Raw genomic sequence first — 26,820 nt, 5'->3', positions numbered from 1 at the left:
AGCGGGGGATTTATTTACCCGCTTTTTTGTATGTTCCTTGCTTTTGCTGCATTAAAAAGAAAAAGACGCCGAGTAGGACGAGAAAACCACCGGAAATTTGCCAGCCAGTAAGACGTTCGCCAAGCAGGAGAACAGCAAGCAATGTGGCACCTAGAGGCTCCCCAAGAATGCTCATTGAAATGGTTGTCGCATTAACGTAGTTTAAAAGCCAGTTATTAATGACATGAGCTACTGTCGGGACGATGGCGAGCAATAGAAAAATGCCCCATTCCCGCGTGTCATAGCCGCTAAACGCCACTCCTGTCCCCAAGTTATACGCAATTAAGAAAATAGATGCAAAGGCAAATACGCAAAAGCTATAAATCCAGTGCGAGACTTTTCGGACGATACTTTGTCCGATTAATAAGTAACCAACAACCGCAATGACACTTAAAAAGGATAAAATATCTCCTGAAATCGCTTCGCTGCTTAAGCCGAAATCGCCCCATCCGATCATAACAGCACCGATGATGGCGATGCCCATCGTCATGAAGGCAGCGGCCGTTGTACGTTCCTTAAACAGAAAAAAGCCTCCGATAAGAGAGATAATCGGCTGCAGGGTCAAAATGATGGTTGAACTTGCGACCGTTGTCAGCTTCAGAGAACCGAACCAAAGAACAAAATGTAAAGCGAGAAAGAGGCCAGAGAAACATAATAAAAGCCAGTCTTTTTTTGTGATTTTTCTAAAGTCTGTACGCTTTGTCCAGACGATCGGTACTAAAAACAAACTAGCTAGACACATGCGATACATACTCAAAATAGAAGCAGGTGCATCTGACCATTTGACGAATATGGCTGAAAACGATATCGCAATAATTGCAATTGTAAGTGGTAGTATAATGGAACGCTGCATGTGTTTTCCTTCTTTCTTTTCATGTTAAAACAACCTAATCTATTATGAGTGCTTCTTGACAAAATCGCTACTAAAAATAATGATAAAAGAGACTTATTGACGGAAAGAAGGCTTTCGTTTGAACATATACATACTCGTCGGAATTGGCGGCATGATCGGAGCGGTTTTACGGTATAGCATCAGCATGTTAATGGCTTTATGGTGGAGCGGCTCATTTCCAGTTGCGACACTTTTGGCTAATTATATAGGCTGTTTTTTATTTCCATATCTCTCGTTTAAACTAAGCGGTGTGGTATCAACGGATGTACAAAAAGCGGTCACAGCAGGTGTGATTGGTTCTTTTACAACGTTTTCCGCATTTAGTGTCGAAACGATTGCACTGTTTGAGTCAGGCAACATATTTGAAGGATGGCTATATCTTTTTTTGAGTATTGTAGGTGGACTTGTTTTTGTACGTCTCGGTGATAGGAAGGGGCGCCTTGTATGATTTTTGTTGCAGTAGGTGTAGGTGGTTTTTTCGGGGCAATCACGCGTTTTTGGCTTGGAAATCGTTTGAATAAAGGGTCATTTCCTTATGGAACATTGTTTGTGAATGTCAGTGGAGCGTTTTTGCTTGGTTTAATGATAGGAAGCGGAATAGAAGGGAAAGGATTGCTTCTATGTGGAACAGGATTTCTCGGTGCGTTTACGACGTTTTCAACATGGATGATGGAAGCGAGTAAAATGGAAATGAAAAAAGCGGTTTTTTATATTGTGTTAACATGTGCAGCCGGATTTTTTGGCTCATGGGTCGGTTTGTAAGACAGCATAAAGGAAAGAAAAACGTATGCTGTGCTATACTTTGTATTGTGAAGTAAACACTGGAAAGGGTGGAGAGAAATGCAATTTGTTACGTTAAATAATGGAGTGAAAATGCCACAGCTTGGATACGGTGTATATAAGGTAGAAGATAAGGAAGCGACGCCAGCTGTTTTGAATGCTATCCGGGCAGGCTACCGTTCAATCGATACGGCAGCCCTTTATGGAAACGAACGTGGTGTAGGCAAGGCGATACGGGAATGCGGTGTAGCACGTGAAGAGTTATTCATTACAACAAAAGTGTGGAATAGCGATCAAGGGTATGAGAAGACGCTGAAAGCTTTTGATGAAAGCTTGGAGAAGCTCGGTCTTGATTACCTTGATTTGTATTTGATACACTGGCCGATGCCAGCAGAAGATACATATGTGGATACATATAAAGCGCTTGAAAAATTGTATGCAGACGGACGTGTGAAAGCAATCGGTGTATGTAATTTTAATATTGATCATTTGCAGCGTTTATTGAATGAGTGTGAAGTAAAGCCTGTTTTGAATCAGATCGAATGTCACCCGTACCTTGTTCAAAAAGAGCTGAAAGCATTCTGTGAAGAGAATGATATCTATGTGGAATCATGGGGTCCGCTTATGCGGGGCGGCGCTATTTTTGAAAATGAAGCAGTGCAGTCGATTGCAAAAAAACACGGCAAAACACCAGCACAAGTTATTCTGCGTTGGCACTTGCAAAACGATTCTATAGTCATTCCGAAATCGGTGACACCATCACGCATTGAAGAAAATATCGATGTCTTCGGTTTTGAATTGATGCCGGAAGATATGGATCAAATTACAGCCCTTGACCGTGGTGAACGTACAGGTCCAGTACCTGCTGAATTTAATAAAAAATAATAAAAACTGCCGGGAGAGTGAATCCGGCAGTTTTTTCTGATAAAAAAAGAATGAGATAAAAGAGAAGAATAAGCCCTTGTCATATTGAATGAAAGTATAACCTGCAGCAGTTTAAGGGGGGGTTCGACAGGGAGTATGGGCAATACCGGGGCTGAGTGAATCTCTTATTTTAAAGACTGCTTGCAAAAAGAGTTATTCCGACATATAATTAGTAATTATTAAATTAATAATTAGTGGGGGGAACCAATGAACAATTACGATTCCTCAAAATATCGGACACCGGATGGTTATACAGCCGATATGGCAGTTTTCACGATTCTGTCAGAAAAAAAAGAAGAGAAAGCGCCGCCGGATATGACGCTTCATATGATGCTCATTCAGCGTGCTGAAATAGATAGTGAAGGCAATCCGAATTTCGAAGGAGGCAAATGGGCAATTCCAGGTGGCTTTATTCAGCCGGATGAAACTGGTATCCAAGCTGCTGCACGAGAGTTGGTGGAAGAAACAGGTGTGGAAGGACTTCACATTCGTCATTTTGGTGTCTATGATACACCGGGACGTGATCCGCGTGGCTGGATTATTTCGAATGCATTTTATGCGATTGTACCAGAATCAGCACTTGCCAGTCGTCGAGCTGCTGACGATGCGGTGGACGTGCGATTGTTTAGCATTGAAGACGTATTGACATTGGATTTGGCGTTTGACCACCGCGATATTATTAAGGATGCACTTTCTATGATCCGTTCGGAAATGATCCGCACAACGACTGCGAGGAACTTTTTACCTGAAGAGTTTACGCTCTCTGAATTGCAGAGGGTGCTGTTGACGGTAACAAATGATCCGAAAATTGCTTCCGATCCGGTTTTTTTCACGAGAGCACCGAAACTGCCATTTATTGAATTAGTGCTGGACGAATCGGGGCAGCCGAAAAAAACGACACGTCATTCGTACCGGCCGTCACGTCTTTACACATTTAATGAAATTGATATGATCGAATCCATTTATGGATGAAAAAATGAAGGGGTGGATTTCAAATGAAACGAGCGCTTCTCAATATTGATTACACATATGATTTTGTTGCACAAGATGGAAAATTGACGTGCGGGGAAGTGGGCCAGGCATTGGAAGGTGAAATTGTCCGACTGACGGAAGATTTTATTGAAAGCGGGGATTACGTTGTCTTTGCGGTAGATGTTCATGATGAAAATGATCCGTATCATCCAGAAACAATGTTATTCCCTCCTCATAATATTCGCGATACAACAGGGCGTATCCTGTATGGAAAGTTACAAGATGTGTATGAGAAAAATCACGACCGTGACAATGTGTATTATATGGACAAAACACGCTACTCCGCTTTTGCGGGTACCGATCTTAATATAAGGTTACGTGCAAGAGGGATTACGGAAGTGCATCTCGTCGGGGTCTGCACGGATATTTGCATCTTGCATACAGCAGTTGATGCGTATAACAAAGGATATAAAATTGTGATTCATGAAAAGGCCGTTGCTTCATTTAACGAAGAGGGTCACACTTGGGCACTTGGTCATTTTACGAACGCACTCGGAGCAAAAAAGGGGAGTAATGAATGAAGACGTACATGGATGATAGTTTAATGCTACATACAGATTTATATCAAATCAATATGGCGGAAACGTACTGGCGTGACGGCATACATGATCGCAATTCCGTATTTGATATTTATTTTCGGAAACTACCTTTTGGCAATGGGTACGGTGTATTTGCTGGTCTTGAACGAGTTATATCGTTAATTGAGCAGTTTAGTTTTACAGAAAGTGACATTAATTATTTACGTTCAACAGGTTATCAGGAAGACTATCTTGAGTTTTTAGGAAATATGACATTCACCGGTACAATCCGGTCAATGCGTGAAGGGGAAATCGTATTTGGCAATGAACCGATGATGCGAATTGAAGCGCCCCTTGCGCAGGCACAACTGCTTGAAACATTGCTTTTGAACGTTATTAATTATCAAACGCTTATTGCGACAAAAGCATCTCGTATGATGCAAGTGATAGGGAACGGAACGGCGAGTGAATTTGGCACAAGACGAGCGCATGAAACAGAGGCCGCCGTTTGGGGAACTCGTGCCGCATATATTACGGGCTTTGCTGGTACAAGCAATGTTCGTGCGGGTAAATTATTTGGGATTCCGGTATCAGGGACACATGCCCATTCGATGGTACAGGCGTATCAGGATGAATATGTGGCCTTTACGAAATATGCTGAAACGCACCGCGATTGCGTCTTCCTCGTTGATACGTATGATACATTGCGTTCAGGTGTACCGAATGCCATTCGGGTAGCAAAAGAATTTGGTGATAAAATTAACTTTAAAGGTATCCGGCTCGACAGTGGGGACCTTGCCTATTTATCAAAAAAAGCACGAAAAATGTTGGATGAAGCAGGATTTACAGATGCACAAATTATGGCATCCAATGATCTAGATGAAGAAACAATTATGAGTTTAGGTGCCCAAGGAGCAAAAATTGACGGCTGGGGAATCGGCACGAAGCTCATCACTGCATTTGACCAGCCCGCGCTTGGAGCAGTATTTAAACTCGTCTCAATTGAAAATGAGCATGGCAAAATGGTCGATACAATTAAAATCTCCGGTAATCCAGAAAAAGTGACCACACCAGGTAAAAAGAATGTTTACCGTATCATTAATAATGCTAGTGGCCGAGCAGAAGGCGACTATATCGCGTTAGAAAATGAAGAACCGCAAAAAGAAGAAAAACTGAAAATGTTTCATCCGCTTCACACGTATATTAGCAAATTTGTAACCAATTTTACGGCGCGCAATTTACATGAAGATATTTTCCTTGGTGGGAAACGGGTGTATGAGCTGCCATCGCTTGAAGATATTCGTCAGCACGTTAAAAATGGTCTGGATGTTTTTTGGGATGAATACAAGCGCCCTGTTAATCCAGAGCAATATCCGGTCGATTTAAGTCCGGCATGCTGGGATCATAAAATGCGCAAAATTGAAGAAATGCTGCCGCAGTCAGCAAGATAAGAAGAGGTTGCCCGAAGTTAGTTATTCACTGACTTTGGGCAACCTCTTCTATTCAATTAAAAAAAGTAATGAAGATTTATTTTAACTAATTTTTAACATAGTGAATCATTCATTCGATTCAATCAAAATAGTTGCAGGTTATGCAGAATGACAGGTAATTTACTCTCATTGTCGAATATACTCTATCTAGGAAGGAAAGAGCGGAGGGGTGTATATGTCGATTATTGAACTGAACGGGTTAACAAAATATTATGGGAAAAACTGTGGAATTGAAGATGTTACATTTTCAGTGGAGGAAGGAGAGATTTTCGGTTTTATCGGACCGAATGGTGCAGGAAAGAGTACAGCGATTCGGACGTTGCTCAATTTGATTTATCCTACAAAAGGAAGCGCGTCGATTATGGGACGTGACGTTGTGAAACAATCACAGAAAATACGGGAATTCACCGGCTATTTGCCATCTGAAGTGCATTATTATGAAGATATGAAAGTAAAAGAGTTATTTACGTATTCCAGTGGGTTTTATAAAAAAGATTGCATCAGGAACGCATCGTATTTAGCTGAGCGGCTGGAGCTTGACACAAACCGGAAAATTGAAGATTTATCATTCGGCAACCGGAAAAAAGTCGGTATTGTTCAAGCGATGCTGCATGATCCGAAGGTGCTTATTTTAGATGAACCAACATCAGGTCTTGATCCACTTATGCAAAACGTCTTTTTTGATCTGCTCAGGGAAACGAGGGACAAGGGGGCGACGATATTCTTTTCTTCTCATTATTTAAGCGAAGTACAGAAATTATGTGACCGTGTGGCCATTATAAAAGAAGGGCACCTCATTAAAGTTGAAAATATGGAAGAAATCCGTAAAAATCAATTTAAAAATGTCTCACTATATTTTCATGATGCAAGCACAGCAAATGTGAACATTGATGGAATGCTGCAGAAGGAACGTATCCCGCAAGGTATCCGTTTTTTATATAGCGGGTCAAGCCGGACGCTGCTAGACCAATTGAACAACGTACCGTTTGATGACATTCTGATTGAAGAACCTTCGCTTGAAGAAGTGTTTATTCATTATTATGAGAAAGGCGACGTGAAATCATGATTTATAAGCGTGAAGTGAGCCAAGCACAGAAAGCGTTATGGATCTGGATCATTGCGCTCGGGGGCATGTCCTTTTTAATTATGAGTGTGTATCCGCAGTTTGCAGCGAATAAAGAGCAGTTGGAAAATGTCATGAAACTATATCCAGAAGCGATGTTAAAAGCATTTAACATTGACTCGCTTGGCTTTGATACACCGCTCGGATTTTATGCGATTGAAGGATATTTGTTTGTCACCTTGTTCGGCAGTATTTATGCGGCAATGATGGCGGGGAGCATGATCGTAAAAGAAGAGAGCGAGAAAACGGTTGAGTTTTTGCTATCAAAACCAGTTAGTAGAGGAGGGGTTATAGCAGAAAAGGCACTTGCTGTTTTCACGAATTTGTTTTTGTTCAACGCAGTCCTTTCGTTAATCAACTATGCTGGATTCCGCTATGCAGGAGACGAAGCAATGAATATGAAGATCTTCTTCATGATCTCTCTTGCGCCGTTTTTGCTTCATTTAACGTTTGCGGCGATCGCGTTTGCGATCTCGGCAATCATGCGAAAAAGCCGGGCAGTCACATCGATATCACTGGCAGTTGTGCTTCTTTCGTACTTTTTCGATATCGTGCAGAGTATTGCCGAGAAATTCGAACCGCTGAAATATGTGACGCCGTTTGAATACGTGGATTCAGCTTACATTATCGAACATGCGGCCATCAAGCCACTTTATGCTAGTTTTATGGTCAGTATTATCGTCATAGGCGTTTTGATTGCATACGCCGTTTATAAACGAAAGGATTTATCTGTTTGAAGATGGCTATATGCTTCTTTATCACAAATAATAAATAGACGAGCATCATCCGGAATAGGTTCATCAAGCTTAGCCGTAACAGACAAGTCTTGATGATTGGCGACGAGGAGGATGCCTTTTTCAGCGAGTGCCTTTTTCGCATCTCGGTATGTCGTCCAGTCTGACTGTTTCGGAATACAGTACAAATCATGTCCGTCGTTGCATGTCAACTGACGAATAATTTCGCTCGAGCCGTTAAACTGTATAGAGCGTGCGGCAAGTTGGGCTGCTGTATCATTTGGTGTAATAAATTCCTCCACATTAGCGTGAGTGAACGCGCTGATATGTTTGGAATCCGTCACTTCACAAATCGTATATAGGTTTTGACCGTATTTTTTCGCCGTTGCTCCAAGTGTGGAAGCAATGAGCAGTGTTAATCCATCGGCAGATGATGCGTTCCGTGCGTCATCCGGCGAAAAAATCATGACTGATTTTGCTTTTAATAAATTGGCCTGCATAAATGTTGATTCTGCTGCCGGTGCACCTTTAACGAAGTCAACACGTTCATGTAGAAAAGGAATTTTTTCAGTCATTTCATCAATAATGACAGCGTGAATGTCAGGGAAAGATTTAAGCAATTCGTTTAACGCAATCTGTGCCCGGCTCGTCCAGTTAATGAGTAAAATATGATTTTCACGTGTAATTTGCAATCTGCCTTCCTCCTTCATCCGTTTTCGAATGCTCAATGTGTCAATCACTTTGCTGATCAGTACTGTCATCAAGCCAATACCAATGACGTATAAAAACATGGCGAAAATTTTGCCAAGTACTGTCACCGGGGAGACATCCCCGTATCCAACCGTCACGACCGTTGTCATTGTCCACCATAGTCCTTCGAATGGTGATGAAAATGTTTCCGGCTCGACAAAATACATGAAAAAACTGCTGAACAAAATGAGCGTAGATGTGGCAAAAAATAAGGTCCAGTTGTTCATATAAACAGCTTTGAAAAATAATTTGCGAAAGAAAATCATGAAGTTTTCACCTCTAAATGTCTTGAGTAAAATACTTTTTAAAAAAGTTCTCTTCTTTTTATAAAAATGAGCGGTTGAAACGACTTACAGAAACTGTGCATAAAGAATGAAAATAACTCTTGAAATGAACTGTATCCCGAGCAGTGTCTACTATTCGGGGTACAGTTTATTTTGGGCGAAATAAGGAACGGTTTTTTAATTATGCGATGGTTTCTGTTTTCACCTTATCTTTTTTTCCTTTCATTTCGTTTCTGAGAGCCTTAGTCAGACTGTACGACATGAAAAGGAGAAAAATAGCTAAAGGCAGTGCACTTACAATAATGGTGGCTTGTATGCCTTGCATACCCCCAGATCTTGTCAAGATAATTGCAACTGCTGATAAGATGACTCCCCAGGTTAATTTCGAAAGAAATGAAGGGTTCAATCCTCCATTTGTCGTTTGCATGCCTAAAACAAATGTAGCTGAATCGGCTGACGTTACGAAGAAAGAGAAGATAAGGACTAAAGATATAATCGTTAAAAATCCCCCAAAAGGAAGCTGCTCATAAATGAAAAATAATGACGTTTCCAAACTTTGTTTAGTCACATCCATCCCTTGGACAAAATCATAATAAATCCCAGTACCGCCGAACACGCCGAACCATAGTGAACATACAATGGTTGGAACAATTAGAACAGCCATAATGAATTCGCGCACCGTCCGTCCTTTTGATACACGAGCGATGAATGTACCTACAAATGGTGTCCACGAAATCCACCAAGCCCAATAAAATATAGTCCAGTCCTTCACCCATTGATTATTCTCATCGTTAAAAGGAGCGAAGCGTAGTCCCATGCTCGGAAGATTCTGAATATAACCACCAAACGTCGTTAAGAACGTTTCCAAGACAAATTGAGTGGGGCCAAGAAAAAGAAACGAGAAAAATAATACAATGGCTAGAATCATATTAGTATTACTTAAATACTTAATCCCTTTTGATACGCCTGTTCCAGCTGAAATAATGAACACAGTTGTTGTCACGAGAATAATGGTTAGTTGAGTGGGGAAATTGATGGGGATTCCAAATAAGTAGTTGAACCCACTGTTAATTTGAGCCGATCCTAAGCCCAATGAAGCCGCAACGCCAAAGAGAGTGGCCAATACAGCAATTACATCAATTGTATACCCGATGGGACCTTTCACCTTTTCACCTAAAAGCGGATATAATGTGGCACTCATAAGTCCAGGCGAGTCTTTGCGGAATTTAAAATAGGCTAGTGCTAATGCGACGACGCCATAAATAGCCCATGCATGAAAGCCCCAGTGTAAGTAGGTGTAACGCAATCCTATTTTAGCCGATTCAATAGAGTGTCCTTCTCCCACTGGAGGATTGGCGTAATGAGAAACAGGTTCAGCTACCCCATAAAAAAGAAGACCGATCCCCATTCCTGCACTAAACAGCATCGCAAACCAGGTAGGAGTACTAAATTCCGGCTGATCTTCATCTTTACCTAGTTTAATCTTTCCATAGCGGCTAAATGCTAGAATTAAAGCAAAAATAAGCAGAAATGTTACGGAAAATTGATAAAACCATCCGAATCGATTTAGTAAATCCCCTTGTAATCCAGTCATGATTTTAATAAGATGTTGCGGCGCTGTCCATCCCCAAATGACAAACAAAACAGAGATGGAGAACGCAATCCAGAACACAGGTGTAATCGTTTTTTTCATAATTTCCTCCTTTATAAAATAACAAACTATTAATATTATAACACAATAATCATTTACTTTTTTTTACATGTGTTATTCATAGTGTTCCAGAGTAAATCAAATCACCCTGATCAGCTCGTTTTTTCAGGAACAGAGACCGTATAATCAACTTATTTAAATGGTCGACTTTTTAAGGGAATTTGTTTATTTTTATTTGAAAATTGTGTATTTTTAAGGTGAGAAGATGAAATGGAATAGGAGGACATTGTCATGCTGTTTCAAAAAGGGAAGCTAAAAGTCCTTATGATAGAAAAATATGAAAGTGTAGATTTCAAAAAGTGAAGCATCTTCTTGAACATACATTGTATGAAGGAAAGAAAAAGGATTGCTGGTTAGTTGAGTATGAAAATGAAACATAAATCAAAAACTAGTAGATGTTATCTCGATCGGTTAGGAGCATCAATCAGGTTAATGAATTGATATATGCTAAATTGAAAAAATGGAATAAGTTTGTACTCATAGCAAAAGGCCCAACCGTTATTGATTCGATGGTTGAGCTTTTTGTTATTTTTCATAACTTACAATAAAGAAATTTGAGTAAGAAGAAAAAAGAAAATTAAAAGAACTCGTGGGACTTTTGTTTATCAATCATGTTCAAAAAGAATGGGATATGGTACGATGGAAATCGTTCATAAACACGCAGTAATCTTTCGTGAGAGTCGAAAGTGACATATATATAAGAGGTGAAGTATGGATTTATCTGTTCAAAAAATGAAAAAAGAATGGTTTGGCAATGTAAAAGGGGATTTGCTGTCGGGTCTTGTTGTCGCGCTTGCACTCATCCCGGAAGCGATCGCGTTTTCTATTATTGCCGGTGTCGATCCGATGGTCGGGCTGTATGCATCGTTTTCAATGGCTGTCGTAATTGCTTTTATGGGTGGCCGTCCGGCTATGATCTCTGCCGCGACCGGTGCAATGGCACTCTTGATGGTCACCCTTGTGAAAGATTACGGTCTGCAATATTTATTTGCGACGACGATTTTAACGGGTCTTTTGCAAATAACGTTCGGGTCTTTAAAAGTGGCTCGCTTCATGAAGTTCATCCCAAGGTCCGTTATGATTGGGTTTGTTAATGCGCTGGCTATTTTAATTTTTATGGCACAAGTGCCGCATTTCATCGGTGTATCGACTATGACGTATGTGTTTGTAGCGGCGACATTGGTGATTATTTATTTGCTGCCGCGTATAACAAAAGCAGTTCCATCACCGCTTGTAGCGATCGTTGTGATGACAATTATTGCGGTTTTTGCCGGCTTTGATTTACGGACAGTCGGAGATCTTGGCAATATTAGTGGCACGCTTCCGTCATTTTTCTTCCCGGATGTCCCGCTCAATTTTGAAACGCTGTCCATTATTTTCCCAACGGCATTGGCAATGTCGATCGTCGGCTTGCTTGAGTCATTATTAACAGCATCTATTGTCGACGATATGACGGACACGGAAAGTGATAAAAATAGAGAAGCGCGAGGACAGGGGATTGCGAACATTGCGACTGGTTTACTTGGCGGCATGGCAGGATGTGCGATGATCGGACAATCGGTCATTAATGTCAAATCAGGTGGCCGAGGTCGACTTTCAACATTTACAGCAGGCATCGTTCTTCTTCTGTTAATTATTGTATTAAGCGATATTGTTATTCAAATCCCGATGGCGGCGCTCGTCGGCGTGATGATCATGGTATCGATCGGCACATTTGATTGGGCATCACTGACAACAGTGCGCAAAATTCCGATCACGGATACAATCGTCATGGTCGTCACAGTAGCTGTTGTTGTTTGGACTCATGACCTGTCAAAAGGCGTGTTTGCCGGTATTATTTTAAGTGCGTTGTTCTTTACGGCAAAAATCTCAAAAGTAAAGGTTACGCAAGAAGCAGGCGATTCAAATGCAAAGATTTATCGCGTAACAGGACAAATTTTCTTCGCATCCGTGACGGATTTCTTAAATGAATTTAATTATAAAGAAGAAGTAGACAGGGTTGTGCTTGATTTAACAGAAGCCAATATATGGGATGATTCAGCGGTCGCTGCCATTGAAAAAGTGATTATGAAATACCGGGAAAACGAAGTTCCGGTTCAGTTAACGGGATTAAATGGACAAAGTGCCCGACTCATGAAGCAAGTTGGTATTTAATAGTGAAACAGCGAGTCAATGATGGCTTGCTGTTTTTTCTGTTGACAGACTAAATTGAGCATGGTATTATTACCTTGAATTAGAGATAACTTAAACTGAGATATGGGGTTGGAAGTGATAAGAAATGAATGCCAGGTTGAAGGCGTTAGTCGTGTTAATGCGGGTCTCACAGTCGGTTCAGGATGTATTGCGAAAAGATATTAAAGCGTATGGGTTAAATACAACAGAGTTTGCGGTGCTTGAACTTTTGTATCATGAAGGCGATCAGCCCATTCAGCATATTGGCAAAAAGATATTGCTTTCAAGCGGCAGTATTACCTATGTCGTCGATAAACTTGAACAAAAAGGATTGATCGTTCGTCAAGATTGCTTGAAAGATCGCCGCGTCACCTACGCTGTTATTACTCATTCAGGAAAGAAGTTTATAGAGGAGGTGTTTCCTGCGCACGAAAAAACAATTGATTCAATCTTTGAAGAGCTGTCAGAAGAAGAACTGAAAACAGTTACTTGTTTATTGAAAAAGGTGGGATTTCATGCAAGTGAAAAATAGTTTTTTTTGCTCATATATCTTTAATTAAAAATATATGAAATGAAGGTATTGAGGAGAATGAAAGGGAGGGATTATAAGTGTCAGGAAAAGCAGAAACAGGAGCTCTGATTTTACGGGTTGTATTAGGAATTATCTTTTTTGTGCATGGTTTAGTAAAGTTTCAAGGAGGAATTGGGAATACTGTAGGGTGGTTTGACAGTATTGGTATTCCAGGAGGGCTTGCTTATGTTGTAGCCATCATTGAATTAGTTGGAGGTATTGCATTAATCGTTGGATTTGGAACGAAAATTGTATCAGCTTTATTGGCGCTGCTTATGATTGGTGCTACCTTGAAAGTGAAATTGGCCGCCGGTTTTCTTGGCAATGGGCAAATGGCCGGATATGAATTGGATTTAGCATTACTGGCTATCGCACTGTACATTGCGATCAATGGAAGTAAAAAATACTCAATTGGTCAGCTAATAGGAAAAGATTAAAACAAAGATCGTTTTTTTAGGTAAACGAGCATACGAGTTAAAGCAGATTTTCAAAAACAAATCGGCGGTGAAAGAAATGGGTTTTTTGAGTAAATTATTTGGGAAATCATCCAATCATGAGGAGGAACAAACGATGGAAAACGTCAAATTAGCGGTAGTCTATTACAGTTCAACAGGAACGAATTATCAACTGGCGAAATGGGCAGAAGAAGGCGCAAAAGCTGCAGGTGCTGAAGTGAAAGTATTAAAAGTACCTGAAACGGCTCCACAATCAGCGATTGATTCAAATCCAGCTTGGAAAGCACATGTAGAAGAAACGAAAAGTGTTCCAGAAGTCACGTTGAACGATCTTGAATGGGCAGATGCTATCATTTTCAGCATACCAACACGATTTGGAAATATGCCAGGACAAGTAAAACAATTTTTAGATACAACAGGCGGCCTTTGGTTCCACGGAAAGCTTGCAAACAAAGTAGTTAGTGCGATGACATCCGCACAAAATGCGCATGGCGGTCAAGAAGCGACGATTTTGGCCCTATACACAACAATGCACCATTGGGGAGCACTCGTTGCATCACCAGGTTACACAGACCCAGTCACATTTGCGGCGGGCGGCAATCCGTATGGTACAAGTGTAAGTGTTGACCAAAATGGAAAAATGATAGAAGACGTACAGGCAGCTGTTAAACATCAAGCGAAACGGACAGTGACCGTAGCAGAGTGGGTAAAAAAGGGAAACCAATAAGTGAATAATGGTGAACCGGTGTTAGACCGGTTCGCTTTTTTTGTCGACAAAATGATACAATGTTTTTAAAAAGTTGAATGGAGTTCTTGTTTATGCTTCAATTATTGAATGCATTGCTCGGGAAATGGATGCCTATTTTGACACCGATTAGTGTCGTAACAGGGATCATCGCTGCCGAATACTTGCATTCGTGGGTGTTTATTGTCCCATGGTTATTTGCTTTTATGACGTTTGCAGGCAGTGTGAATTCGAATTTTAACATGCTTCATCATACGATGACCCATCCATTTCCAATTGTAATAGCGCTCGTTACGCTGCATATTGTTGCACCGGTATGGGCGCTCATTGTTGGGCAGATTGTTTTTCCACATGATCCATTGACTGTAACAGGGATTACACTAGCCCTTGTCATTCCGACGGGGATTACGAGTATGATCTGGGTAACAATGTATAAAGGAAGTGTACCGCTGGCGCTGGCGGTTATTTTAATTGATACGATGCTGTCGCCTATTATCGCGCCGTTCAGTTTATCTATTTTAGTCGGAAGCAATGTTGAAATGAGCTTTATGGATGTGATGAACGGACTTTTCTGGATGATTGTCATTCCGTCATTGGCAGGGATGGGTGTAAACCAATGGCTAAAGGCGGAACGGGCAAGCCGCATCAGCCAGAAATTATCGCCATTTTCAAAACTATCATTGCCCGTAGTCGTTGCGATCAATAGTTCAATTATTGCCCCCTATATGAAAAACATTGATTTGGAATTATTGGGAATTTTGGTGACGATCTTTTTCATTGTATTATCTATCTATTTATTTTCGTGGGGAATTGCGTATGTATTTAAACAAAGCAAAGAAAATACAGTTGCAATCATTTATACAAGCGGTATGCGCAATTTTAGCGCCGGCGCGGTTATTGCCGTTAATTTTTTTCCGCCAAAAGTCGCGGTTCCAGTTATCGTCTGTATGTTGTTCCAACAACTACTCGCTGCTTTTCACGGCTATTTAATCACGCTGGTGTATGAAAAAAGAATATTCAAGAAATCCGAGCAAAAACGCCTATCCTCATAATGGACAGGCGTTTCTTTACTTTTTTCGTTTTGCATTCTGTCTTTTCAGATGTACTTCAGTGATATGTTCAATGTCACTACGCATAAGAAAAAAGGAAATAATGCCAGAAAACACAGAAGCCCCAGTGGCAATTAATGTGCGTGTCTGTGTGTCAATCATCGAAAAATCTTTATTCAGCATCCACGTTGCAATCGAAAAAACGAGGACCATAATCGGAATGACAAAAATAAATCGTTTCATTAACTGTCTGTCCTTTCACGTTCTTTTTTTCAGTGTAGCACAACTCGAACGTGGACATTTAATAAAATATGTCGAGCCAGGGACTTTGCTTTAAAAGATATTATTAATTTGACGACGATCAAAGGCAACCTGTGTATGTACCTAGGATACTTGCAAATTAATGATCTTAAAATCTTTTCAATTCTCTTTAAATTTTCAAATAAGTAATGATCAACTATTGTATTTTGACATCTCCATTTATACCTTTTTTAACTTTAAAAGAAAACTAATTTAAGGCCAAAGAAGATGACCGGCAAAATGGGAGAGGTTATTGGAAGTAGCGGTAATATACTTTTTTACTTTCTTCTACAGAGGATACACCTTGTATAAATACGCGGCCATCTTTAAACGCGGTAACTGTATAAGGATCGTTTTTAAATGAAAGTAAAAAGGCATTTTGATGCGTGACATCGGCATTCTTTTTCACATTTTCAAATAAAAGATGGAGATCGCGCCGGTCAATGCCAGCTGGTCGAATTTGAACGGTATCCCGTCCGCATAATACAGCAAACTTTGTCGATTGTTCATATGAAAGAAATGGATAAACCGGATTTGCTCCGCATGATGGACAGTCCGGTTTTTTTAGTTTGGCTACATCAACGGATGAAAACTGATTCGTCCATAAATCAAATGAAAAAATCGTACCGCGTAAAGCATCGACATTGCCTGTTAGCCATTTTAATGCTTCTGCAGTCTGTGCAGAAGCTGTCATTTGAACAGCAGGAGAAATAATCCCGGCTGTATCACACGTAGCGCCTGCTTGAGGAATTGTATTCATTAAACAATGAAGGCATGGCGTTTTTCCTGGGATGACAAGTAGTGATAGACCACCTGACGCGACACAAGCGCCGTATACCCATGGAATTTCATATTTTTGAGCAGCATCGTTAATAATAAAGCGGATATCGAAGTTGTCAGTGCCGTCAATGATGAGGTCGACAGCTTCTCGGGGTAAAAACCGCTCAAAAAAATCAGCATCTGCGTCAAGAGTCAATGAATCAATGATGATGTCCGAGTTAATCGATAGCAGCCTTTTTCTTGCCGCATCCGCTTTCGGTATCCGCTCAATCGCATCTTGCTCGGTGTATAAGTTTTGACGCTGTAAGTTGGAAAAGTCAACATAATCCCGGTCAATGATTGTGATGCGGCCAACGCCGGCACGGACGATCATTTCGGCATTTGCTGCACCGAGTGCACCAGCCCCGATGATTAAGACGTGCTTATTGCGAAGTGCTTCCTGCCCATTTTTTCCGATCCCGGGGAATAGCACTTGGCGCGAATACCGTTCGGTCAAAGTACACTCATTCCTTCCAGTGGGCTTGAAGCAGCAGCATGCATCTTTTTCGGGATACGTCCAGCTTCAAATCCGGCACGTCCTGCGAGCACGCCGTATTTCATCGCTTCAGCCATTCTCACGGGGTCGTTTGCTCCCGACACAGCTGTGTTAAGAAGGACACCATCGGCACCGAGTTCCATCGCTTTTGCTGCATCAGAAGGCACGCCAATTCCGGCATCGACAATAACCGGTACAGAAGACTGTTCAATAATGTAACGAATGTTGAGTGGATTGATAATGCCAAGGCCCGTGCCGATTGGCGATGCACCTGGCATAATCGCATGGCAGCCAAGGTCCTCAAGCCGTTTTGCGAGCAGCACATCATCTGACGTGTAAGGCAAAACGATAAATCCTTCTTCAAGCAGCATTTCAGATGCTTTTAGTGTTTCAATCGGGTCAGGCAATAACGTTTTAGCACAGCCGATCACTTCGACTTTAATCATGTCACAAAGTCCGGATGCTTTTGCAAGTTTTGCGATGCGGACCGCTTCATCCGCTGTTTTAGCGCCCGCTGTATTTGGCAGCAACGTGTAGTTTTTCACGTCAATCTTTTCTAAAAAGTTCGGTTGATTTGGTTCGAAAATATTCATCCGGCGTACCGCAAACGTTAAAATGTCTGTTTCTGATTTTTCCACCGCTTCTTTTTGAATATCGAAATTCGGGAATTTCCCAGTTCCAAGCAGTAATCTAGATGTAAATGAATAAGGTCCAATGTTTAACATATTATCCGCCTCCTACAAATTGAACGATTTCAATCCGGTCGCCATCACTGAGCGCCGCATCATCGCGTGTTGTTTTGTCTAAAATCAATTGATTGAGTTCAACAATTGCCATATCTTTATTCAACTTAAAGTGATCAAGCAAATCGCGGACTGTTGTGACGTAGTCTGGAAGTTGCACGTCACGTCCGTTTACGGTCATGTTCATACAAGTAATTCCTCCTTTTTTATTTGAAACCGGGACGGAGAGAAAGGAGCCAGAACAGCGGCTGTTTTTTCACAGCCATTCAAATACTGTTCCATTAACACCCCGGTTATAGGACTTAATAAAATACCATTTCGATAATGTCCTGTACATATGTAAAGTCCTTTAATCGAAGGGTGAGCCCCGATAATCGGCAATCCATCAGATAATTGCGGTCTTACCCCAGTCCACATACGGTCAATGATCCCTTCGTCAAGCACGGGCAAAAGCCGCGCCGCCCGGTTTAATAAAGAGCGGATGCCGCCTGCTGTAACAGATGAGTCAAACGATCCGGGATAAGATGTCGCGCCAATCAACATTTCTTTATTGCGCTTTGGCACGATATAACAGCCATCAACCGCAAAAACGGTTTTTACAGGTGCTGCTTCGCTCAGTTTCACTGACACGCATTCACCTTTTACTGGAATGATTGGCGGCATGTAACCCGGTTCTTCTCCAAATAATGTACCGCTCCACGCACCAGCCGCATTAATAACTCGGTCTGAATGAAACAATCCGCGGGCTGTATGTACACCGCAAACTGTATTCGCTTCCACTACGAAGCGAATGACTGCTTCTTGTTCATACACATGTACACCGGCATTCATCGCCGCCTGCAAAAATGCGTGGGCAAGCAGCGGTGCTTTTACTTGATTGTCTTTTTCCAAATAAATAGCACCGGCTGTTTCATTTGACATACACGACTCTACAGACGGCACCTCATCTGGCTCGAGCCATTTAACAGATGCATCTTTGCTGGATAAAAAGGCATACTGTTTGAGAAGAGCTGGCTGATCATCGGCTGTAGCCGCTACTTTTAACAGTCCGGCTTTGCGTAATTCAATATCCACACCGGATTCATCCAACAATTCATCGCGAAGATCTGGAAACATAGCCCGGCTTTCAAGCGCTATATTCATAAGCGGATTTTCATACTCAAATTCATTTTGAGCACCAAGCATCCCGCCTGCTGCAATCGATGCTTTGCCTGCTGTACCGGCGTCAAACACCGCTACAGACAAACCAGATTTCGCTAGCCGGTAGGCAATTGAACAGCCAATCACACCGCCGCCAGCAATAATGACATCGTATCGTCTCATCGATTTCACTTTATCACTCCTCTATTTAAAAAAAGCAGAAATCATCGCCGTACCAGCCGCGCCTGCTTCCATTACTGTTTTCACGTTACCGGAATGAATCCCACCGATTGCGATGACGGGAATAGAAACGGCCTTTGTTACACTACGCAGCGCATTTAGTCCGCGCCCAGGGAGACCTTCTTTTGAAGAGGTCGTGAAAATATGGCCGAAGTAAATGTAGTCTGCGCCATCTATCTCTGCCTGTCTCGCTGTAGCCACAGAATGAACAGATTTGCCGGCCTTCATGTAAGGATAGGATTGCTTGAATGCTTTTAATCGTTTATCGAATTCTGTAAAGTGAACGCCCTGCAAATGATATTGAATTGCCAGATCAGGGTGCGAATGAACAATTAATTTTTTGGCTGGTATGCCGCGGTCAATCAGTTGCTTTATTTTCAAACACGTATCTTGTTCAGAAAGCTGTTTTTCACGTATACAAATCGCTTCAACATCTGGATAAAGAGAGGCAACTGTCGCGATTGTATTTTCACGAAGGCCTGTACCATCCGTTACTGCATGGATCAAATGCATCATCTCCATTATCAAACATACAAAAAGCGCTGCTTTCCAGTATGGAAAACAGCGCTGTATAAACAAGATAAAAAACAAAGGTCACGCCACTTTCCTACGCCAGTACGAACTGGATCAGGTTCCAGGAATCCCAAAGTAATCACTTTGATCTCAGCCCTTTAAAAAGGCACCTCCAGTGGATTGATATTTAATTTTTTTTAGCTTATCACACTAATCAGGCAATGTCACGCATGAAAATAATATTGTAAAATCACAAGAAAAAACGATGGAATTTATTTTTGTGAAAATTTGTAATGAAATATGTTTCATAATCTGTGTGTAAGGTGAATAGAATAAATGTAATAAGATAAAAGGGGAAGACCGCATGCAAATAACAGAGAAAGAACAAATGATATGGATTGAACGGTTAATGGAAAAAGGAATTTTTAAATACGGAGACCGTCAGCTGTATGAATTAACCGTTGATGAATTGATTCATTTAAATGATAGAAACAAATAAATAATTAAGAAAAAACTCAAACGCAATCCATCGCGTTTGAGCTTTTTTCTTTTTTTAGCGTTGAATAGACACCAGGTTCACGGTTCTCTGCGTAATAAATAAGCGGAATGGCGATGACTAGTAAGACAAGGACAAGTCCGATAACGCCGCTCCAATGAAGGTGAGCCCAGAACCAGCCACCAAATGAACCGACAACGCTTGAACCGAGATAATAAAGAAGCAAGTACATGGATGATGCTTGTGTTTTATTAAACTTGGCATACTCGCCGACCCAGGCACTTGCGATCGAATGACAAGCGAAAAAGCCAAATGTGAATACGGCAATGCCGATAATTTTTAATGAAAGTATCGGCATAAGTGTCATGACCGCACCGGCAGCCATAATGCCGATGGACCATCTCAATGTACGAGGGTTGCCGTAGAGATCCGCTTTTCTGCCCATGTACATCGCGCTGAATGTACCAGTTAAAAAAACGATGAAAATGAATCCGATAAACGTCTGACTTAATGAGTAAGGAGGTTCCATTAATAAAAAACCGATGTAATTATACAATGTAACGAAGCTGCCCATTAATAAAAAGCCGAGTGATATGACAGCGATCAGCGGGCGATTATATGAGTGTACTTTGTAGGCAAAGAGCATTTCTTTTAATGTCGCATGCTTTTTCTCTGAATTGCGCGGTTCTGGCAGTGTAAATAAAAATGTAATGCTCGCCGCGAGTGCAGTGAGACCGATGACGATCAAAGCAATCCGCCAGTTGAATAAGTCGGTCAACCATCCTGTCAGCATGCGTCCGGACATGCCGCCTATCGTCGTGCCACTAATGTATAAGCCCATCGCCGTTCCAATTGCTTTCGGGTTGAATTCTTCTGACACGTATGCCATCGCAATGGCTGGTACACCCGCTAAAAATATACCGAGCAGTGCTCGAAATGTAAGCAATGTCCAGAAGTTCGGACTGAAGGCAGTCAGAATACCGATAATGGAAGCGGCGAACATAGAAATGATCATCAGTTTCTTTTTACCGAATTCACTGGACAGTGCCCCGGCAGCAATCATGGCGATTGCCAACAAGCCGGTCGACAATGACAAAGCTAGACTTGCAGTCGAGGCAGAGATGCCAAATTGTATGGCGAATAGCGGCATGAGCGGCTGTGTCGTATATAATGTTGCAAATGTGACGAACCCGCCGAGAAACAGGGCAAAACTTGCTTTTTTTTGTTCAATTGTTCCCTGTTCAATATAAGACATAAGCAGCCTTCTTTCTATGAAACGTGTATATGATCTTTCTATCAATACTATACGCTTTCCATAATCATAGATCCAATTTATAGTTATTATCAATTAACCCCTTTATTGAATATGAAGAAGAATATGGAATTCGCTTTCTTTTTGATGAGGTGTGCAAGACCTTGAACGTGGAAGCAGAGATTATCTTTGATGGTGAGGAAGTGACAGCCGTCGCCGGATTTGTTGGCGTAGGCCTGGGCATTTCAGTGTTGCCGCGCAAAAATGAAATTGCTAACGAATCGGTTCACTTTCTTGAAATAAATGACTATGATGCGCTCTAGAAAATCGCGCTTGGTACGAAAAAAAGGTGGCATTATCACTGGAAGCCCGTCAATTTCATGCGTTTGCTGAAAAAATATATACCTGGAAAAGTGTAAACTTTTCTTTTTCCGTATGAAAAAGAGAAAGGTGGGTAATAAGAAAAGAGATGTTTAAAATAGAGGAGATGACTGTTTGAACTATACACTCTGGATTGGCAGCTATGCAAAAAAAGAAGAACGAGGCATTTATAAAGTGAACGTGGATACGGAAAATGAAAAGTTAAACGTGACGGGCCGATACGCGGGTGTTGAAAATCCGTCTTATTTAGCAGAAGCAGGCGGGTATTTATTTGTGGCATCCGAAACGATGAAGGGCCAAGCAGTTCTCTTTAAAATTGATGAAGAAGGATTGGATAGACGGGCGATAGCAGAAGCAGGCGAAATGGCGCCCTGTCATATTTATGCAGAAGACACATCAGTCTGGACGGCTAATTATGGGGGATCAGTGACAAAATATGAACGTGACGGCGATCGTTTGACGAAAACGGCATTTGTGAAACATGAAGGAAGCGGGCTGAATGCAGACCGGCAGGATGCACCGCATGTTCACTCTGTTACACCGTTTCCAGACGGGTTGCATATAGTCGTGTGTGACCTCGGGACCGATACACTTGCTGTATATGAAAAAAATGAACTTAAGCTTGTGAAAGAAGTGAAAACAGCACCGGGTTCGGGACCGCGAATGGCGCTTTTTCATCCGGATTTGCCGGTTTTATATGTCATAAATGAGCTGAATTCAACTGTTTCCATTTACAAGGTGGAAATGGATGGGTATATGATGCATCTAGATACAGTCGCCGCGCTTCCAGACGGATACAAAGGCGTTCATACAGGCGCCGATTTACAATTTAGTCCGGACAGGAGGTTTCTGTATGCGTCTATTCGCGGATGGAACGGATTTGCTATTTTTGATGTTCAAGGAGAAGGTGAACTTTCACAGCCGCGTCATGTAGAAGGAGCAGGGAAAACGCCACGCAGTTTTTACGTGTTGCCGGACGCGCCGTATTTAGTTACAGCTTATCAAGATTCAAATGAACTTGCCTTGTTTAAAATAGAGAAAAATGGGTTACCCATTTTTATAGAAGAGAAAGTTACGATTCAAGAACCGGTATGCGTCATTAAGAAAGGAGAAAAATAAATGAATATTTCGTTGAAAGGAAAAACAGCGCTCGTCACAGGCGGGGGTTCTGGCATTGGCCGCGCAACAGTCATTCGTTTTGCGGAAGCGGGAGCCAATGTCATCCTTCTGGATCGGAGCCCGGAAAATTCAGATGATCTTGTGAAAAAAATCGGTGAAGACCGTGCTTTGCATGTAAAAGCGGATGTGTCAAAAGCAGATGAGATGGAAAAAGCGATTAATGAAGCGGCTGCGAAGTGGGGTGGCATTGATATTGTATTTGCAAATGCCGGACAAAATGGGACATTTACACCGCTTGAACATTTGGATCCGGACGACTGGAATTCTGTTATGATGACGAATTTAACCGGTACCTTCTTAACGTTAAAATATTCTATACCATATTTGAAAAAAAAAGGCGGAAGCGTCATTATTACATCGTCCATTAATGGAACAAGGACATTTAAAAATTTTGGTTTTTCTGCCTATGCGACAACGAAAGCGGGTCAAGTTGGTCTTGGCAAAATGGCTGCTGTTGAACTTGCCCAGTTTAAAGTGCGTGTCAATGTAGTTTGCCCAGGTGCAATTGAAACAAATATTGATGAAAGTACTCATATGGAAGATGAGAAACTAAAAGAAATTCGTATACCTATTGAGTATCCGAAAGGGAATCAGCCACTTGCGGGAGGTTCTGGAAAGCCTGAACAGGTTGCGGATCTCGTTCATTATTTGGCAAGTGATGCCGCAAGTCATGTGACCGGCTCGGTCATTTATGTAGATGGAATTGAGTCGTTATTATGATTTTTTATACATAAATGGAAATTTGTCGAAACTTTTTTAAATTACTTTCGTATAAAGATGTATAACCTCTAAACGGGGAATTCAAAAACGGGAGAAGATGAATTTGAAAAAGTGGACACAACTTGTAGCAGCAAGTGTATTAACGATGGGACTTGCTGCTTGTGGTCAAACAGCAGAACCGACGCCGGAAACGAGTAAAGATGCGATGAGCGATATGACACTGGAGGAAGTGTTTGACAAATCCATGGCAGTATCGAATGAAACGAAAAGTTTAAGTGCTAAGATTGATATGACGCAGAAAATGGAACAGCCTTCTCAGAATTTATTGATGGAAACAGTATCTGTTATGGACATGGATATCACAATAGATCCGCTTGCTCTGCACCAAACAGGTACAACAACGATGAAAATGGATGGCTCTGAGGAAGCAGAATCGATGAAAATGGAAATGTACATGACAGAAGCCGGCTTTTTTATGAACGATGAAACGACGGGACAATGGGTAAAGATGCCGTCAGAAATGTATGATCAAATTACACAAATGTCTAAACAGCAATCGGACCCGTCACAGCAGTTAAAGCAGCTTGAAGCATTTAAAGATGATTTCACATTTGAACAGACAGACAGCGAATATGTGCTGAAATTATCAGCAGAAGGTGAAAAGTTTAATGCACTCATTGAAGAACAGATGAGCCAGTTTATGCCGACGCTTGAGGGAGAAGAAAGCCAGGCAATGATGGATCAAATGACGGCCGGTATGAACATTGAAAAGGTAGATTACACGATTTATATTGATAAAGAAACGTTCGAGACAACGGCAGTTGACATGATCATGGATATGACGATGAAAATAGACGGCGAATCGATGGAAATGAATCAGGTAATGAATGCCGACTACAGTAATTATAATGGTGTAGAAGCGATCATAGTACCAGAAGACATCCTGAACACCGCACAGGAACTACAGCTGTAATATTCAAAAAACCCCCGTTTAAAAACGGGGGTTTCTTGCGGATGGATAACGGCAATAAGGGCATTATTAGAAAAGAGAAGGAGGTGAATGATATGAGAATCCCGGATGAGCTGGCAGAACAGGGAAAGAAGAGAATTGCACCTTATCCAGTCGAAGGGTTTGTACACGGAAGCGGTCCAGAATATGCAAAAGTAATGCTTGTCGGTGAAGCACCCGGTGAAACAGAAATCCGCAATGGCATTCCGTTCAGCGGGCGCGCCGGTAATGAATTGATGAAGTTTTTGGAGATAGCCAGTGTCACAAGGGAAGAGGTGTACATAACGAGTGCTGTCCGGAGCCGTCCCTATAAATGGGGTGAGAAAAACGGTCCGGACGGTACAAAAATTAAACGAAAATACAACCGGGCGCCGACAAGCTGTGAAATCATGGCTCATGCGCCGCTCTTAGATTATGAAATTGAGCATGTAAAAGCCCCTGTGATCGTCGCACTTGGCAACATTGGCTTAAAGCGGCTCATCGGAAAAGAGAATAAAGTATCTGAACTTCATGGAAAATTACTGGAACAACCCGTTTTGCGCTTGAATGGAGATCAATATGAATGGACGGAAAAAGAATACTGGATATTCCCAACCTTTCATCCAGCATCCATTTTTTACAATCGTCGCTTACTGGAACTTATTCATTCTGATATGAAAAATTTGTGTGAATTACTTGGGAATCTTCCGATGAATGAACAGCCCCGCTAAAACGAATAGCATAAGAGAAGCGAGTGCTATTCGGCTCGCAATATTGCCATAGTCAGCGAGTACGAGCGTGATTGTCCCGTATATGAGCGGGCCGACAATCGCCGATAATTTGCCTGAAAAAGCGAACAAACCAAAAAACTGGCCGCGCTTGTCCTTAGGTGACAGCTCAATAATGAAAATGCGCGAAGTCACCCAGACTGCGCCAAGTGCGACGCCGAACAGGCTGCCGGTTACCCAGAACATGGGTCGGTTAATTGCAAATGTGCCGAGCAGCAGGGCGAAGAATAAAATAATACCAACATAAAAGACGGCCTTTTTTGCACCAACAGTCCGGGTAATGTAGCCGAAAATAAACGAGCCGATAATGCTTGAAATTGTTGATACGAGATAAAGCAAAATGAACTCGCCAGATGTGAAACCAACAATCGCTTTTGCATAGACAGCCATCATGGCAATAGCGGTGGCAATGGCGTCATTAATGAAAAAGTAGACAATCATAAACAGAAAAATCGGCCGGTAGCGGCGCATATCTTTAAACGTATACCAAACGTCGCGGTATCCAGCGAAAAACGGCCTTTTTTCTAAGACAGGATCAGGTGTCTCTTTATACAAAAATAACATCGGCATCGTAAAGATGAAAAAGAGAACCGCGGTAGGAATAAAAGCATCCGCATAATTGCTTTTACTTACAAGCGGATAGACCGTTAATCCGACAAGCGTCCCCATATAACCGACTGCGACTCCAAAACCGGACAGCACAGCCATTGTGTCTTTCGTACTGATATCTGGCAGCATCGCATCGTAAAAAATTAAACTGGACTGATAAAAGAACTTTGCGGCGACAAATAGGGCAACGACTGCAGCAAAAGCTGCCGGAAGTCCGCCAAATTGGCCGAGACTGAGCGGTGCTATAAAGCCCATCAACGCAGTGAAGATAATGGCAGCTAGCGCGAATGCCATGACGTATCGTTTTTTTCGTCCAGTCCGGTCAATCCACACACCGAACAGCGGTGAAAATAACACGAGGAAAAAGCTCGATACGGCATTCGCATAAGATAAAAATGTACTGGCAATTTGATCAAGCCGTTCGTCACCGCCAGCCATTTCCTGCACGTAGAAAGGGAAAAAAATGGTCGTAATATTAGATGAAAAAATAGTATTTGCAAAATCGTAAAGCGCCCATGAAAGTACAGGAAGGGTTAAGAATAATTTCCGATTATGGATTTTTTGCATAAAACACCTCCGTTTTATATACTAATTCGCACTATAATGAATGTATCCTGCTGTTTTACAATAACTTAATGTTTAAACCAATTAATCTTATGTGAATTTAATTGATTTTCAGTTATACTAAAATTAAGTAAGGCAACTTTTTCTGTTTTGCGTTAAAATAAAGTGAATCTTCTATCAGCGGAGGTTTCCTTTCGTCCTCCGCTGATGGTTAGATGAACGAATCGGGCTTTTACGGGCAGTTTATCTCCTACTTATCCTTTTTGGATTTCTCCATGTCTTGAAGTGGGGGTCTTACTGCCCGTTAACCTGCGATAAAACGG

General features: G+C 41.7%; 30 protein-coding genes and 1 riboswitch. Of the genes, 19 read left to right on the top strand and 11 right to left on the bottom strand.

Going from position 1 to position 26,820, the window contains the following annotated elements; genetic code table 11:
• Positions 1-10 precede the first annotated feature (10 nt).
• A complete protein-coding gene (locus BLL40_RS09905) occupies positions 11-892 on the bottom strand; it encodes a DMT family transporter (protein ID WP_073711744.1) in 882 nt (293 codons plus the stop codon).
• 118 nt (positions 893-1,010) lie between these two features.
• Here BLL40_RS09905 and crcB point away from each other — a divergent pair, with 118 nt between their 5' ends.
• The 8 genes from crcB (at position 1,011) to BLL40_RS09865 (ending at position 7,535) form a co-directional block, all read left to right on the top strand.
• A complete protein-coding gene (crcB, locus tag BLL40_RS09900; protein WP_083566479.1) occupies positions 1,011-1,379 on the top strand; it encodes a fluoride efflux transporter CrcB in 369 nt (122 codons plus the stop codon).
• The gene (locus BLL40_RS09895; RefSeq protein WP_073711743.1) at positions 1,376-1,693 is read left to right on the top strand and encodes a fluoride efflux transporter FluC; all 318 of its coding nucleotides are present in this window, start codon (positions 1,376-1,378) and stop codon (positions 1,691-1,693) included. Before crcB ends, BLL40_RS09895 begins: the two co-directional genes overlap by 4 nt.
• Positions 1,694-1,771: 78 nt before the next feature.
• Positions 1,772-2,596, top strand: coding sequence for an aldo/keto reductase (locus BLL40_RS09890; RefSeq protein ID WP_073711742.1), 825 nt, complete (start codon positions 1,772-1,774; stop codon positions 2,594-2,596).
• A 246-nt stretch (positions 2,597-2,842) separates the two neighbouring features.
• A complete protein-coding gene (locus BLL40_RS09885; RefSeq protein WP_073711741.1) occupies positions 2,843-3,607 on the top strand; it encodes an NUDIX domain-containing protein in 765 nt (254 codons plus the stop codon).
• A 23-nt stretch (positions 3,608-3,630) separates the two neighbouring features.
• Positions 3,631-4,188 (top strand): cysteine hydrolase family protein, encoded by a 558-nt coding sequence (locus tag BLL40_RS09880; RefSeq protein WP_073711740.1) that lies wholly within the window; start codon positions 3,631-3,633, stop codon positions 4,186-4,188.
• Positions 4,185-5,636 (top strand): nicotinate phosphoribosyltransferase, encoded by a 1,452-nt coding sequence (locus BLL40_RS09875; protein WP_073711739.1) that lies wholly within the window; start codon positions 4,185-4,187, stop codon positions 5,634-5,636. Before BLL40_RS09880 ends, BLL40_RS09875 begins: the two co-directional genes overlap by 4 nt.
• A gap of 214 nt (positions 5,637-5,850) precedes the next feature.
• Positions 5,851-6,741, top strand: coding sequence for an ABC transporter ATP-binding protein (locus BLL40_RS09870; RefSeq protein WP_073711738.1), 891 nt, complete (start codon positions 5,851-5,853; stop codon positions 6,739-6,741).
• Entirely contained in the window at positions 6,738-7,535 is a 798-nt protein-coding gene (locus tag BLL40_RS09865) for an ABC transporter permease subunit (RefSeq protein WP_073711737.1), read from the top strand. Before BLL40_RS09870 ends, BLL40_RS09865 begins: the two co-directional genes overlap by 4 nt.
• On the opposite strand, the gene BLL40_RS09860 is transcribed toward BLL40_RS09865, so the two are convergent.
• On the bottom strand, positions 7,508-8,548 hold the full coding sequence (locus BLL40_RS09860) for an ion channel (protein WP_073711736.1): 1,041 nt from the start codon (positions 8,546-8,548) through the stop codon (positions 7,508-7,510). The genes BLL40_RS09865 and BLL40_RS09860 overlap by 28 nt on opposite strands.
• A gap of 199 nt (positions 8,549-8,747) precedes the next feature.
• Positions 8,748-10,259 (bottom strand): glycine betaine uptake BCCT transporter, encoded by a 1,512-nt coding sequence (locus BLL40_RS09855; protein WP_073711735.1) that lies wholly within the window; start codon positions 10,257-10,259, stop codon positions 8,748-8,750.
• 729 nt (positions 10,260-10,988) lie between these two features.
• Here BLL40_RS09855 and BLL40_RS09850 point away from each other — a divergent pair.
• The 5 genes from BLL40_RS09850 to BLL40_RS09830 all read left to right on the top strand — a co-directional run bounded on the left by BLL40_RS09850 (position 10,989) and on the right by BLL40_RS09830 (position 15,272).
• A complete protein-coding gene (locus tag BLL40_RS09850) occupies positions 10,989-12,431 on the top strand; it encodes a SulP family inorganic anion transporter (RefSeq protein WP_073711734.1) in 1,443 nt (480 codons plus the stop codon).
• Between the two features lie 124 nt (positions 12,432-12,555).
• The gene (locus BLL40_RS09845; RefSeq protein WP_073711733.1) at positions 12,556-12,981 is read left to right on the top strand and encodes a MarR family winged helix-turn-helix transcriptional regulator; all 426 of its coding nucleotides are present in this window, start codon (positions 12,556-12,558) and stop codon (positions 12,979-12,981) included.
• A gap of 77 nt (positions 12,982-13,058) precedes the next feature.
• A complete protein-coding gene (locus tag BLL40_RS09840; protein WP_073711732.1) occupies positions 13,059-13,457 on the top strand; it encodes a DoxX family protein in 399 nt (132 codons plus the stop codon).
• Between the two features lie 76 nt (positions 13,458-13,533).
• Complete coding sequence (wrbA, locus tag BLL40_RS09835; RefSeq protein ID WP_073711731.1) at positions 13,534-14,202, top strand: NAD(P)H:quinone oxidoreductase; 669 nt, start codon at positions 13,534-13,536, stop codon at positions 14,200-14,202.
• Between the two features lie 92 nt (positions 14,203-14,294).
• Positions 14,295-15,272 carry a bile acid:sodium symporter family protein gene (locus BLL40_RS09830; protein ID WP_073711730.1) on the top strand — a complete coding sequence of 326 codons (978 nt, stop codon included), beginning with the start codon at positions 14,295-14,297 and terminating at the stop codon, positions 15,270-15,272.
• Between the two features lie 15 nt (positions 15,273-15,287).
• Here BLL40_RS09830 and BLL40_RS09825 read toward each other — a convergent pair whose 3' ends face one another.
• From BLL40_RS09825 to BLL40_RS09800, 6 genes are all read right to left on the bottom strand, one after another.
• The gene (locus BLL40_RS09825) at positions 15,288-15,512 is read right to left on the bottom strand and encodes a hypothetical protein (protein WP_073711729.1); all 225 of its coding nucleotides are present in this window, start codon (positions 15,510-15,512) and stop codon (positions 15,288-15,290) included.
• Between the two features lie 307 nt (positions 15,513-15,819).
• Entirely contained in the window at positions 15,820-16,845 is a 1,026-nt protein-coding gene (locus BLL40_RS09820; RefSeq protein ID WP_073711728.1) for a ThiF family adenylyltransferase, read from the bottom strand.
• A complete protein-coding gene (locus BLL40_RS09815; RefSeq protein ID WP_073711727.1) occupies positions 16,842-17,609 on the bottom strand; it encodes a thiazole synthase in 768 nt (255 codons plus the stop codon). The genes BLL40_RS09820 and BLL40_RS09815 overlap by 4 nt, the downstream gene beginning before the upstream one ends.
• A 1-nt stretch (position 17,610) precedes the next feature.
• Positions 17,611-17,814 carry a sulfur carrier protein ThiS gene (thiS, locus tag BLL40_RS09810; protein WP_073711726.1) on the bottom strand — a complete coding sequence of 68 codons (204 nt, stop codon included), beginning with the start codon at positions 17,812-17,814 and terminating at the stop codon, positions 17,611-17,613.
• A complete protein-coding gene (gene thiO / locus BLL40_RS09805) occupies positions 17,811-18,950 on the bottom strand; it encodes a glycine oxidase ThiO (protein ID WP_073711769.1) in 1,140 nt (379 codons plus the stop codon). Before thiO ends, thiS begins: the two co-directional genes overlap by 4 nt.
• Before the next feature lie 21 nt (positions 18,951-18,971).
• The gene (locus BLL40_RS09800; protein ID WP_159434219.1) at positions 18,972-19,514 is read right to left on the bottom strand and encodes a thiamine phosphate synthase; all 543 of its coding nucleotides are present in this window, start codon (positions 19,512-19,514) and stop codon (positions 18,972-18,974) included.
• Positions 19,515-19,594: 80 nt separating this feature from the next.
• Positions 19,595-19,704, bottom strand: a riboswitch (TPP riboswitch).
• A gap of 180 nt (positions 19,705-19,884) precedes the next feature.
• On the opposite strand from BLL40_RS09800, the gene BLL40_RS09795 reads away from it, so the two are divergent.
• Complete coding sequence (locus BLL40_RS09795; protein WP_083566476.1) at positions 19,885-20,019, top strand: Fur-regulated basic protein FbpA; 135 nt, start codon at positions 19,885-19,887, stop codon at positions 20,017-20,019.
• 16 nt (positions 20,020-20,035) lie between these two features.
• Here the strand turns inward: BLL40_RS09795 and BLL40_RS09790 are convergent, their stop codons facing one another.
• On the bottom strand, positions 20,036-21,271 hold the full coding sequence (locus BLL40_RS09790; RefSeq protein WP_073711725.1) for an MFS transporter: 1,236 nt from the start codon (positions 21,269-21,271) through the stop codon (positions 20,036-20,038).
• A 161-nt stretch (positions 21,272-21,432) separates the two neighbouring features.
• On the opposite strand from BLL40_RS09790, the gene BLL40_RS17410 reads away from it, so the two are divergent.
• The 5 genes from BLL40_RS17410 to BLL40_RS09770 all read left to right on the top strand — a co-directional run bounded on the left by BLL40_RS17410 (position 21,433) and on the right by BLL40_RS09770 (position 25,267).
• Positions 21,433-21,591, top strand: a complete 159-nt coding sequence (locus BLL40_RS17410) for a type 2 periplasmic-binding domain-containing protein (RefSeq protein ID WP_159434218.1) — start codon at positions 21,433-21,435, stop codon at positions 21,589-21,591.
• Positions 21,592-21,763: 172 nt separating this feature from the next.
• A complete protein-coding gene (locus BLL40_RS09785; protein WP_073711724.1) occupies positions 21,764-22,768 on the top strand; it encodes a lactonase family protein in 1,005 nt (334 codons plus the stop codon).
• On the top strand, positions 22,769-23,548 hold the full coding sequence (locus tag BLL40_RS09780; RefSeq protein WP_073711723.1) for an SDR family oxidoreductase: 780 nt from the start codon (positions 22,769-22,771) through the stop codon (positions 23,546-23,548). It abuts the gene before it with no gap.
• A gap of 103 nt (positions 23,549-23,651) precedes the next feature.
• The gene (locus tag BLL40_RS09775; protein ID WP_073711722.1) at positions 23,652-24,521 is read left to right on the top strand and encodes a DUF6612 family protein; all 870 of its coding nucleotides are present in this window, start codon (positions 23,652-23,654) and stop codon (positions 24,519-24,521) included.
• A 92-nt stretch (positions 24,522-24,613) separates the two neighbouring features.
• A complete protein-coding gene (locus tag BLL40_RS09770; RefSeq protein ID WP_073711721.1) occupies positions 24,614-25,267 on the top strand; it encodes a uracil-DNA glycosylase in 654 nt (217 codons plus the stop codon).
• On the opposite strand, the gene BLL40_RS09765 is transcribed toward BLL40_RS09770, so the two are convergent.
• A complete protein-coding gene (locus BLL40_RS09765) occupies positions 25,229-26,500 on the bottom strand; it encodes an MFS transporter (RefSeq protein ID WP_073711720.1) in 1,272 nt (423 codons plus the stop codon). The two genes, BLL40_RS09770 and BLL40_RS09765, sit on opposite strands and share 39 nt — an antisense overlap.
• Positions 26,501-26,820 lie beyond the last annotated feature (320 nt).

The sequence above is a fragment of the Domibacillus mangrovi genome (genome assembly GCF_001906925.1).
Lineage (GTDB): Bacteria > Bacillota > Bacilli > Bacillales > Domibacillaceae > Domibacillus > Domibacillus mangrovi.
Note: the sequence above shows the minus strand (reverse complement) of the source record. Positions and strands in the feature narration are given on the sequence as shown.

Excerpts from the sequence above, each read along its gene's own strand:
- BLL40_RS09905 (WP_073711744.1), bottom strand. The coding sequence starts at position 892 with ATGCAGCGTTCCATTATACTACCACTTACAATTGCAATTATTGCGATA.
- BLL40_RS09895 (WP_073711743.1), top strand. The coding sequence starts at position 1,376 with ATGATTTTTGTTGCAGTAGGTGTAGGTGGTTTTTTCGGGGCAATCACG.
- BLL40_RS09890 (WP_073711742.1), top strand. The coding sequence starts at position 1,772 with ATGCAATTTGTTACGTTAAATAATGGAGTGAAAATGCCACAGCTTGGA.
- BLL40_RS09885 (WP_073711741.1), top strand. The coding sequence starts at position 2,843 with ATGAACAATTACGATTCCTCAAAATATCGGACACCGGATGGTTATACA.
- BLL40_RS09880 (WP_073711740.1), top strand. The coding sequence starts at position 3,631 with ATGAAACGAGCGCTTCTCAATATTGATTACACATATGATTTTGTTGCA.
- BLL40_RS09875 (WP_073711739.1), top strand. The coding sequence starts at position 4,185 with ATGAAGACGTACATGGATGATAGTTTAATGCTACATACAGATTTATAT.
- BLL40_RS09870 (WP_073711738.1), top strand. The coding sequence starts at position 5,851 with ATGTCGATTATTGAACTGAACGGGTTAACAAAATATTATGGGAAAAAC.
- BLL40_RS09865 (WP_073711737.1), top strand. The coding sequence starts at position 6,738 with ATGATTTATAAGCGTGAAGTGAGCCAAGCACAGAAAGCGTTATGGATC.
- BLL40_RS09860 (WP_073711736.1), bottom strand. The coding sequence starts at position 8,548 with ATGATTTTCTTTCGCAAATTATTTTTCAAAGCTGTTTATATGAACAAC.
- BLL40_RS09855 (WP_073711735.1), bottom strand. The coding sequence starts at position 10,259 with ATGAAAAAAACGATTACACCTGTGTTCTGGATTGCGTTCTCCATCTCT.
- BLL40_RS09850 (WP_073711734.1), top strand. The coding sequence starts at position 10,989 with ATGGATTTATCTGTTCAAAAAATGAAAAAAGAATGGTTTGGCAATGTA.
- BLL40_RS09845 (WP_073711733.1), top strand. The coding sequence starts at position 12,556 with ATGAATGCCAGGTTGAAGGCGTTAGTCGTGTTAATGCGGGTCTCACAG.
- wrbA (WP_073711731.1), top strand. The coding sequence starts at position 13,534 with ATGGGTTTTTTGAGTAAATTATTTGGGAAATCATCCAATCATGAGGAG.
- BLL40_RS09830 (WP_073711730.1), top strand. The coding sequence starts at position 14,295 with ATGCTTCAATTATTGAATGCATTGCTCGGGAAATGGATGCCTATTTTG.
- BLL40_RS09825 (WP_073711729.1), bottom strand. The coding sequence starts at position 15,512 with ATGAAACGATTTATTTTTGTCATTCCGATTATGGTCCTCGTTTTTTCG.
- BLL40_RS09815 (WP_073711727.1), bottom strand. The coding sequence starts at position 17,609 with ATGTTAAACATTGGACCTTATTCATTTACATCTAGATTACTGCTTGGA.
- thiS (WP_073711726.1), bottom strand. The coding sequence starts at position 17,814 with ATGAACATGACCGTAAACGGACGTGACGTGCAACTTCCAGACTACGTC.
- thiO (WP_073711769.1), bottom strand. The coding sequence starts at position 18,950 with ATGAGACGATACGATGTCATTATTGCTGGCGGCGGTGTGATTGGCTGT.
- BLL40_RS09795 (WP_083566476.1), top strand. The coding sequence starts at position 19,885 with ATGCAAATAACAGAGAAAGAACAAATGATATGGATTGAACGGTTAATG.
- BLL40_RS09790 (WP_073711725.1), bottom strand. The coding sequence starts at position 21,271 with ATGTCTTATATTGAACAGGGAACAATTGAACAAAAAAAAGCAAGTTTT.
- BLL40_RS09780 (WP_073711723.1), top strand. The coding sequence starts at position 22,769 with ATGAATATTTCGTTGAAAGGAAAAACAGCGCTCGTCACAGGCGGGGGT.
- BLL40_RS09770 (WP_073711721.1), top strand. The coding sequence starts at position 24,614 with ATGAGAATCCCGGATGAGCTGGCAGAACAGGGAAAGAAGAGAATTGCA.
- BLL40_RS09765 (WP_073711720.1), bottom strand. The coding sequence starts at position 26,500 with ATGCAAAAAATCCATAATCGGAAATTATTCTTAACCCTTCCTGTACTT.